The sequence below is a fragment of the Novipirellula artificiosorum genome, from assembly GCF_007860135.1.
GTDB lineage: Bacteria > Planctomycetota > Planctomycetia > Pirellulales > Pirellulaceae > Novipirellula_A > Novipirellula_A artificiosorum.
The window spans coordinates 63,679-72,601 of record NZ_SJPV01000013.1 but is presented as its reverse complement, the minus strand read 5'-3'; the positions used below and the strand labels follow the sequence as shown (position 1 = coordinate 72,601).

Annotated in this window: 7 protein-coding genes; 2 read left to right on the top strand and 5 right to left on the bottom strand. The window is 54.4% G+C overall.

Features of this window, described 5'->3' with window-relative positions:
* Positions 1-322, bottom strand: a 322-nt coding sequence (locus tag Poly41_RS26905; RefSeq protein ID WP_146530569.1) for a DUF1559 family PulG-like putative transporter, incomplete at its 3' end; no start/stop codon positions are given.
* Between the two features lie 441 nt (positions 323-763).
* Here Poly41_RS26905 and Poly41_RS26900 point away from each other — a divergent pair.
* Both Poly41_RS26900 and Poly41_RS26895 read left to right on the top strand, forming a co-directional pair.
* Positions 764-1,159, top strand: a complete 396-nt coding sequence (locus Poly41_RS26900) for a sigma-70 family RNA polymerase sigma factor (RefSeq protein ID WP_231615978.1) — start codon at positions 764-766, stop codon at positions 1,157-1,159.
* Positions 1,156-2,937: a LamG domain-containing protein gene (locus tag Poly41_RS26895; RefSeq protein WP_146530464.1), complete on the top strand. Its 1,782-nt coding sequence runs from the start codon at positions 1,156-1,158 to the stop codon at positions 2,935-2,937. Before Poly41_RS26900 ends, Poly41_RS26895 begins: the two co-directional genes overlap by 4 nt.
* 156 nt (positions 2,938-3,093) lie before the next feature.
* Here Poly41_RS26895 and Poly41_RS26890 read toward each other — a convergent pair whose 3' ends face one another.
* From Poly41_RS26890 to Poly41_RS26880, 4 genes are all read right to left on the bottom strand, one after another.
* Positions 3,094-6,270 (bottom strand): efflux RND transporter permease subunit, encoded by a 3,177-nt coding sequence (locus tag Poly41_RS26890; RefSeq protein ID WP_146530463.1) that lies wholly within the window; start codon positions 6,268-6,270, stop codon positions 3,094-3,096.
* A gap of 23 nt (positions 6,271-6,293) precedes the next feature.
* Positions 6,294-7,628: an efflux RND transporter periplasmic adaptor subunit gene (locus Poly41_RS26885; protein ID WP_146530462.1), complete on the bottom strand. Its 1,335-nt coding sequence runs from the start codon at positions 7,626-7,628 to the stop codon at positions 6,294-6,296.
* 368 nt (positions 7,629-7,996) lie between these two features.
* The gene (locus Poly41_RS35140; protein WP_231615977.1) at positions 7,997-8,266 is read right to left on the bottom strand and encodes an AI-2E family transporter; all 270 of its coding nucleotides are present in this window, start codon (positions 8,264-8,266) and stop codon (positions 7,997-7,999) included.
* Positions 8,263-8,913 carry an AI-2E family transporter gene (locus Poly41_RS26880; protein ID WP_231615976.1) on the bottom strand — a complete coding sequence of 217 codons (651 nt, stop codon included), beginning with the start codon at positions 8,911-8,913 and terminating at the stop codon, positions 8,263-8,265. The genes Poly41_RS35140 and Poly41_RS26880 overlap by 4 nt, the downstream gene beginning before the upstream one ends.
* Positions 8,914-8,923: the final 10 nt, after the last annotated feature.

Here is an 8,923-nt window from a genome sequence, read left to right as displayed (position 1 = left end):
CTTGTTGCTCGAAGAAAGGTGTCAGCCCGACGAGAAACGAAAGACGCATGTTGCTCGAAATTTCACGTCCAGGGTTCGTATCCCAGGGGTCTCGGCCCTCGGGGATGTACGTGCCTGTAGCCTGCATCGGCAACGCACTGAATGCAGAGTGGTAGTTGTGGATCGCCAGCCCGATTTGCTTGACGTTATTGCTGCAACTCATTCGTCGAGCGGCCTCGCGAGCCGCCTGGACCGCTGGTAGAAGCAAGCCTACCAACACACCGATGATCGCAATGACAACCAGCAATTCGACGAGTGTGAATCCAGTACGTTGTCGTTTCATAAAAAAATACCTCAAAACGAGAGAAGTGAAAAAGTAGAGGACGAAACACATCCGCGTAGCGCGTGAAGGTCCCCTGTATGGGAATATTCCCGGCTTTGTTGAAATTCTTCTCGCGAAATCTGGAGATTTTTCCTGTCTTTTTCTCAAATCACTATGTTTTTTGGGAAACCACGAAGAAAAATCGCAAAATGAAGGGAGCGTTCTGGGAATAAAATGAAGGGAGCGTTCTGAGAATATTGTGTGTCGCTCTACCGCGGATCGTCGCACCTTTCGCGGTCAAGTCGCGCGTGGCTGTTAACAGGAAACAGGTTATCAAAGAGGAATTGTTCCAAGACGAGTTTGTTCGCTTGCTTGCGCTGCACTCAAGCAAGGTGATGTCGTTCATCCGTATTCTGACGATGAATCGCCAGGATGATGCTGAGGAGGTATTTCAGTTGACATGTGTGGTGCTTTGGAAAAAAGTTTTCGCAGTACGATCCGACTGGCGATTTTGGGGCCTGGGCCTGCCGCATCGCACATTACGAGATGCTTAAACATCGCGAATCAATGCGTCGTATTAAACTTTTGAGTGACGAAGCCCTTGAGTCGCTAGCCGAAGCGGCGGTGCCCATCTCCGCCGAATTGAGTGAGCGTCGGACAGCACTGTCAGACTGCCTTAAAAAGCTCCCCTCGTCAGATCACGACTTGATTCGTCAGAAGTACTTCGAAGGCTTAAGCGTCGGTGAGATGTCCATCCGCTTGGGGCGCTCGACGCATGCAATCTACCGTGAATTGAGCAAAGTGCACGGCTTACTTTTGCGATGCGTAAAACGTGCGTCAACCGAGGTGCTTTCATGAGTGCGGACAACCACCAACTGCAAACCTTACGCACCTTGATTGTAAAATCGCAGTACGAATCACTGAGCGAATCCGAGATCACACAACTCAACACGCTGATATGCTCGGAAAAGGGTGCCCTTGAGGCAGTCGCTCTGATTGACCAACTTTGCGCCTTGACCGACTCTGGGGGACTGGACTCCTTGCCGATGGCGGAGGTTCTATCCGAAGCATTCGGCAGGGAAGCGACCTCGGGAACCGTGTCTCGTCACGGGGAGTCCGTTTCCCCAAAAAACGTGCCGGCGAGTTTGGACGACGCGAATGCGGGCTTGTCGCGAGAACGAGCGGCTTCGTCCTCTCAGCCTAACCGATGGACGAAGGCTTATTGGTGGGTCGGTCTAGCAGCCAGCCATTTGCTGATCGCCTCGTTGGCATGGTCTCTTGCAAAGCCCTCGTCGAACAATGCGCCCCCAGCAGATCTCGCTTTCGATGCATGGCCACCGCAACTCGTTTCGATGACGGCGTGTGTTTGGCGTACTTCGGGTGACTTGGTCCCGACGATTGGCGCACCGATTCGATCAGGTGAGATCCTGAATCTTGTCGAAGGCATCGCGGAATTTAGGATTGGAGAAAGTACACCTGGTGAGGCGCTCGTCCGTCTCGAGGGGCCCGCGAGCGTCCATATTCGCAACGATGGCGGCCTTGGATTTCTCGATGGTTCCATGACGGTCAAGTCACTTGGTATTGGGAGCAGAAACGTCACGGTGGAGACCCCGATCGGCACGGTTCTTGTTGACGGGCAAAGTTCAATCGGAATGGTTCTGAGTGACGCTGAGAGTGAAGTTCATGTGTTCGCCGGACGGGTTTTGGTGCAGCCCATCCCGATGGCCGCCGCAGCGCCCGCAATCAAATTGGCAGAGGGAGAAGCCGTACGTATTTCCGCAAAGTCAGAAGAGGGGCTGACGGTCGTCAAATTTGAGGCTTCCGAAGCCAACTTTGCTTCGGTCCGCTCGCCCGGATTCGATCCGTTGTATTTGGGCGAAGAGTACGTTCACGCCGTTTTGGATTCCCAGCCAAGCGTTTACTGGCGATTTGAGGGACTCACGGGTGAGTATCCTGGTTTCGTTGAGAACCAAGGCAGCGCACCGGGTATGCATGCGGTAGTCATTGGCAATCCCGGCTGGCGTCAATATGGCGACAACCGGGTTGCCGAATTAGGGTCCTCGACCTCCTCAGCATTCCGATCCTTGGAGCCTTGGCCGCTGAAGCCTCTGGATGAGTACACCATTGAGATGTGGGTCAAGCCGCTCTTGTTTCACCACGGTGAAGTCATCTGCATGCATGATTTGGAGGCATTGGCGGATGGCCGATACCCTCACACGATGATGCTTGAAGCCACATCGCATCACTATTTTACCCATCGACTGACTGATTCTCCGCCCAACCGATTTCGCTTTGTCCATCGTGCACTCGGCGCAGCCAAGCCGATCAGTGCTACGAACTTGTTTGCGGGATCACAGTACAAAGCTCGGGAATGGCAACACGTCGTCGCGCAGAAGAAAGGGAATCAGCAGATGTTGTGGATCGATGGGCAACTGTCCGCGGAACGAGACAACCCCGTTCCGCTTAACGAGAACGTACAGATCCTTATTGGACAGGTTTACCCCGACTCGGTCTATCGGCGATTCGTCGGGCAGATCGATGAGGTCGCCCTTTACGACCGTTGCCTTACCCCGCAAGAGTTGCGGACGCATATCAAGGCCGCAGGACGCTCGGTCGCACCGAAGCAAGCGAATTGAAGGCTACCATCCGATGGACGGTGTCGATCACCGATCGCAACCTACATGATTCTTGTTTCGTTCTCTCTCATCTCAAACGATGATGTTTGCGAACAATTTAGGTTCGATGTCCTCGGGATCGGGGCTTTTCGATCCTGTGCGATACACGCCGAGCCCTTATTCAGCTGAATCGTCCTTGACGTCATCTATTTCAGAGGCGACCGGCGTCTCCAAGGCAGGTGAAACTGCTTGTTTCTCCGTACGCCACTCCGCAATGCGTTGGAATACGACGAAGAAGGAGGGGACGAATAGAAGTGAAAAGACGGTTGCCGCCACCATCCCGCCAACGACGGCGTTCCCGACGGCTTGTCGACTGGCGGCACCCGCGCCGGTCGCGACCAGCAGTGGAAGAAAACCCAGGATCGACGAGAAGGCAGTCATTAAAATTGCTCGAAAACGCAGCGTCGCAGCATTAAAAGCGGCATCCCCAATCGACACGCCCTTGCGTCTTTCCTCACTGGCAAACTCGACGATCAGAATCGCATTCTTACTGGCCAAGGCAACCAACAATACAATTCCAATTTGCGTGTAGGTGTCATTCGGCATACCACGTACAACCAGTGCGAGCACGACGCCGAGCACGGCCAACGGCACCACTGCGATCACCGCAGCAGGGCTGGTCCAACTCTCGTACTGTGCGGCAAGAACCAGGAACACGGCAAGAATTGCCAATAAGAAAATCATGGCCTGACCGCTACCGGCAAGCTTCTCTTGAAACGACATTCCCGTCCACGCATAGCCGAACCCGGGTGACATGCGTGAATCGGCCATTTGTTCCATCAGATTCAATGCTTCTCCGGAACTCGTGCCGAGCGCAGCCGAACCGTTGATCGCGGCGCTCGGATATAAGTTAAACCGACGCACCACCGACGGGCCAAAGTTCTCTTTCACATTAACAATCGAACCGAGAGGAATCATCTGTCCTGCATGATCGCGAACATCAAGTCTTGCAATGTCGTCGGCCGAGGCACGGAACTCCGCTTCGGATTGGACCCGAACCTGATAGGAGCGGTTGTTGTACGTGAAGTCATTGACGTAGGCCGAACCGAGATAGGCTTGAAGGGTGCCGAACACGTTTTCCAAGGGCACGTTCATGTTCTTGGCTTTGACGCGATCCACATCCGCGAATAACTGCGGTGCGTTAGCGCGAAACGCCGAGTTCAGCCCGGTTAGTCCGCTTTGAGCATTCCCCGCTTCCACAAGATCCTCCGCTGCTGCTTGCAGTGCAGTGTAGCCCCCACCCCCTTGATCGAGCACTTCCATCTGAAAACCGCCGGCCGCACCGAGTCCGTCGATCGGAGGTGGCGCAAAGGCAAACACCACGCCACTTTGGATCTTACTGAATCGTTGCTGCAGTTCAGCCTGAATCGCCGGCAAACTCTTCTCGGGTTCCGTACGTTCGTCCCACGGATCCAAAATGATGATCGATAGACCGAGATTCGATCCGGCATAGCCACCGAGCAAGGAGTATCCTGCGATCGAAAGGTTGTCCGAAATACCGGGGACTTCGCTGTAAATCTCCTCAAGCTGTCGCATGACCGCTCGCGTTCGTTCACTCGATGCGGAATCAGGCAGTTGGACGTTGACGAACAAATAGCCCTGGTCCTCGTCTGGGACGAATCCCGTGGGAAGCGAGCTGATGCCTGCGCCCGTCGTCGCTACCAGCGCGGCATAAGCCACCATCACAAGCAGCACCAAACGCACAAACCATCGGATCACGAAGCCGTATGCCGAAGTGGAGACGTCGAATCCCTTGTTGAACCAGCGAAAACCGATGAAGCTTGATTCTGTTGGCGCTCGAAGGATCAGTCCACACAACGCTGGGCTCAATGTGAGCGCGTTAAGCGTGCTGATGAGAACGGCACCCGAGATCGTTAACGCAAACTGACGAAAAAGCTGGCCGGTAATCCCCCCCATGAAGGCGCTCGGAACAAACACCGCCAGCAGTACCAGTGTCGTTGCGATCACGGGACCTGTGATTTCCGACATTGCTTTAACGGCCGCGTCTTTGGGCTGCAAACCCTCCGCCAAATGCCGTGTTGTATTCTCAACGACGACGATCGCATCATCCACTACAATCCCAATTGCCAACACGATCGCAAACAGCGACAACATGTTGATTGAAAAGCCGATCATGTTCATGATCGCAAAGGTGCCGATCAGTGAAACCGGGATTGCGACAACAGGGATGATCGTCGCACGCCAGTCCTGAAGGAAAACAAAAATCACGAAAATCACCAACAGCACTGCGATCGCGAGCGTGTTGTAGACCTCCGCGATGGATGCCTCCACAAACAGGGTCGTGTCGAAACCAACCTCGAACTCCAGTCCATCCGGCCAATTGTTGCTGGCGCGGAGTTCCTTCATTTTTTCTCGTACCAATTCCGCGGTTGTCATCGCGTTGGCTTCGGGAAGCTGGTAGATCGCAATGGATGCGGAGGGGCGTCCATTGAACCGCGAATCAAACGTGTAGTCTTTCCCGCCCAACTCGACGCGTCCGACATCTTTCACTCGCAACGCCCGGCCATCGCTGGCCGTCGTGATGATAATGTCCTCAAACTCTTCTTTGGTTACCAATCGCCCGCGCGCACTGACGGTCAATTGAAACGCGGTTCCCTCTGGAGCGGGAGGTGCGCCGACCTGGCCGGCAGCGACTTGCACATTCTGTTCACGGATCGCATTGACAACATCGGCGGTCGTCAAGCTCCGTTGCTTCAGCTTGCGTGGATCGAGCCAGATCCGCATGCTGTAATCACCGGTGCCAAAGACCTGAACCTCACCGACACCACTCACGCGGCTGAGTTCGTCCTTGACGTTCAACGCGTAGTTACTCAGAAACAGGGGGTCATCGTCACCTCCAGGCGACGTCAAAGCAATGAACTGAAGGATCTGCGTCGATTGCTTCTTTGTCGTGACGCCTTGAGCCCGAACTTCGGAGGGTAATTGAGCCTCGGCAATCGCCACTCGGTTCTGCACCAGCACAGACGCAATGTCGATGTCCGTTCCCACTTCAAACGTCACCGTCAAGTTATAGCTTCCGTCGTCCGAGCTATTCGAGGACATGTAGATCATGCCTTCGACGCCGTTGACTTGCTGTTCAATCGGAGTCGCGACCGTCTCGGCGATCGTCCGTGCGTCGCCGCCTGGGTAGACTGCGCTGACGCTGACGGTGGGTGGCGCAATCGGCGGGAATTTGGCGACCGGCAGCGATCCGAACGAGACGAGCCCGGCGATCACGATGATGATCGAGATTACCGAGGCGAAGATTGGACGATAGATAAAGAAGCGTGACATTTAGGCGATTGCTTTCTTTGGATTCATTCGACTTCAGAAGGACTCGTCGCACTGCTGTCAGCAGCACCGTCAGGCGTACGGTCGGTTGGCGAGAATCCTCGCAGCAACGTTTGATCGTCGACCTCCAGTTTCTTGTCGATCGGAATGACTTCCAATCCAGGTCGCGCACGCTGCAGGCCGTCGACGACGACACGCGAATCAGGGGTTAGTCCTTTTTCTATCACTGCCCATCCACTGATGGTTTTCGCCACCGTGACCGCCACTCGCTCTACCTTACGCTCGGCGTTCACAACCAGAACGTATTGGCCGCGTTGGTCGCGAAGCACCGCATACTCTGGAATCAACATCACCTCGACCGAATCTCCTGTTGGCACGCGAACCATCACGAAGATCCCTTGCAACAGCGAGTCGTCCGGGTTGGCAAATTGTGCACGCAGTCGCAGCGTTCCTGTACTCGCATCGACTCCTTCTGGGTCGATATATTCCAGCACCCCCTTGAAGGGAAAGCCTTCATCTGTTTCGCGTTTCAGAAAGACCGCTGTCTCGCTCAGATCGGCTTCGGTGAGCTTCTCGCCGGGCTTTAACCCCGCCTTCTTTTCGTTCATGAACCGTAATATGTCACGATCACTCACACTGAAGTTCGCGAACACTTGGCTTCGGTTCACAACCGCGGTCAGCTTCTCTCCGTTATCAACGAGATTGCCTCGTTTGATATCGGTGGTCGTAATGCGTCCATTGATCGGCGATTTGACGGTCGTGTAGTCAAGATCGATCTGTGCTTGAGCAAGACTGGCCACACTCTGTCCCTTTGCTGCTTTTGCCGCTTGAACGTTTGCTTTGGCAGACTCTAAGGCGGCCAAGGCGGCTTCATTTTCCGCCGTAGCCGTATCAAACTCAGCCTGCGAACCCGCATTCTGGCTCAGAAGACTCTCCGCGCGACCCAGATTCTGGCCAGTCTTTTTTGCCTCCGCTTCTGCCGTTCTCACGAGTGCATTGGCAACGCTGATGGCGGCCTCGGCAGAGGCGACTTCGGCCGTAGCCGAGTTCACCGATGCTTGATACTGCGTCGATTCAATTTTGTACAAAACATCACCTGCGGCGACCTCTTGTCCCGGCTCAAACTCGACCGATTCGACGAATCCTCGAACGCGAGCCCGAACGTCGGCTTCATCCACTGCTTCGATGACACCGTTTTGGTCCAAAAACGGGGTGATCGACTGCTGCAGTGGCTTCGACACGGTCACCTCGGGCGGTGGCGGCGGAGCGTAGTTGTTTCTGGACGACTTGCACCCGTTCACCGTCATCAGACACCATAGAATCAGCAACCGGTTGAACGTGTTCGATTTTAAGATGTCCATCGTCTGTTGCCCAGTCAAAGTGGATGTACGTAGTCGCGTCAAATTCATGATGCGTTGGGAAGACTCCTGGCTACTGCCCAATAAAATTGGACCAAGAACGGCGATTTCCGTAAAGGAGAGGTTAAACGGCAGTCAATCCGATAACCGATCATTCCGCCGGTGCCCGCCGACTCCAACCGGAATCTCGATTGTGAAAAGGTGCGAATTGAAGTGAGCATGACCGCCAGCAAAAAAATCATCCCGGCTCGTTGAATGGTTCTTTCGGGAAAAAGAAGACTCATCCTCAAAGGCATCCGAAGCCGCGTCGCCAACAAATCCAGATGAAGGAGACACCGAGCCAAGCCGATTGCTGCAGTATTCCGACTGCATCATTGAGCCGAGTCCACCGCCGTGACCTGATCCGACTTTTCAAGCTCCGGAAATCGTCCCGCCATCAGATCTGCGATCGGCTTTGTCGATTCGATCCGCTGTAACAAGATCTTCAACGCAGCGGTCACAGGCGTTGCGAGAAACATACCGATGATGCCCCACATCATGCCCCAAAACATCAACGCCACCAGAATGGTCACCGGATGAAGATCCGAAGAGTCGCCCATGATTTGGGGTTCGATGATATTGCCGCTGATGGCTTGAATCATACTTGTTCATCGATTTCGCTAACCATGGCGGAATCGTATTTGACCACGGATTTTCCGCTCAACAAGAAAAAGACATAGATCAGCACAATCACGCTGGTTGTCACAAGACTGATAAAGGCTTGCGAGACAATGGATATTCCATCACGGACCAAGGCGTCGACGAAATCACTCGCATCGGCTTTGGAAGGTTTGTCCGCTACGACGGTGGGGAGAGTCTCGGGGATTTCTACCGTCACTTCTTTGGAAGGCAGAAAGGACGCTGCCCGATTCTCCATGTGATCGCCTAATGATTGCACGCGACGCTCCGCCCAATCGACGATCTCCTCAATACGATCCCGATAGTCCCGAGAGTTCGTGTTGAGATCAACCATTGACATCCAAATCGAAAAACCGAAGACCAACAAGAGTCCCGCGCCGGCAATGAAGGTGAGTCCAGCGGCAATGATGCGATTCACGCCAAGCCGCCGTTCGAGTGTGGTCAAAATAGGGCTGACGCCGCTGACCACGAACAATGCCACGACCAAGGGGACCAATACAGGACGCAGCCAATAGATCGAGAAGGTCGCGGCAACGACCGCTAAGACGGTGAGGCTGACGGTCTGGATGCGAGCGAACGATGGGTCATCGGATTGGATCATGGCCATCATAATATCGCGA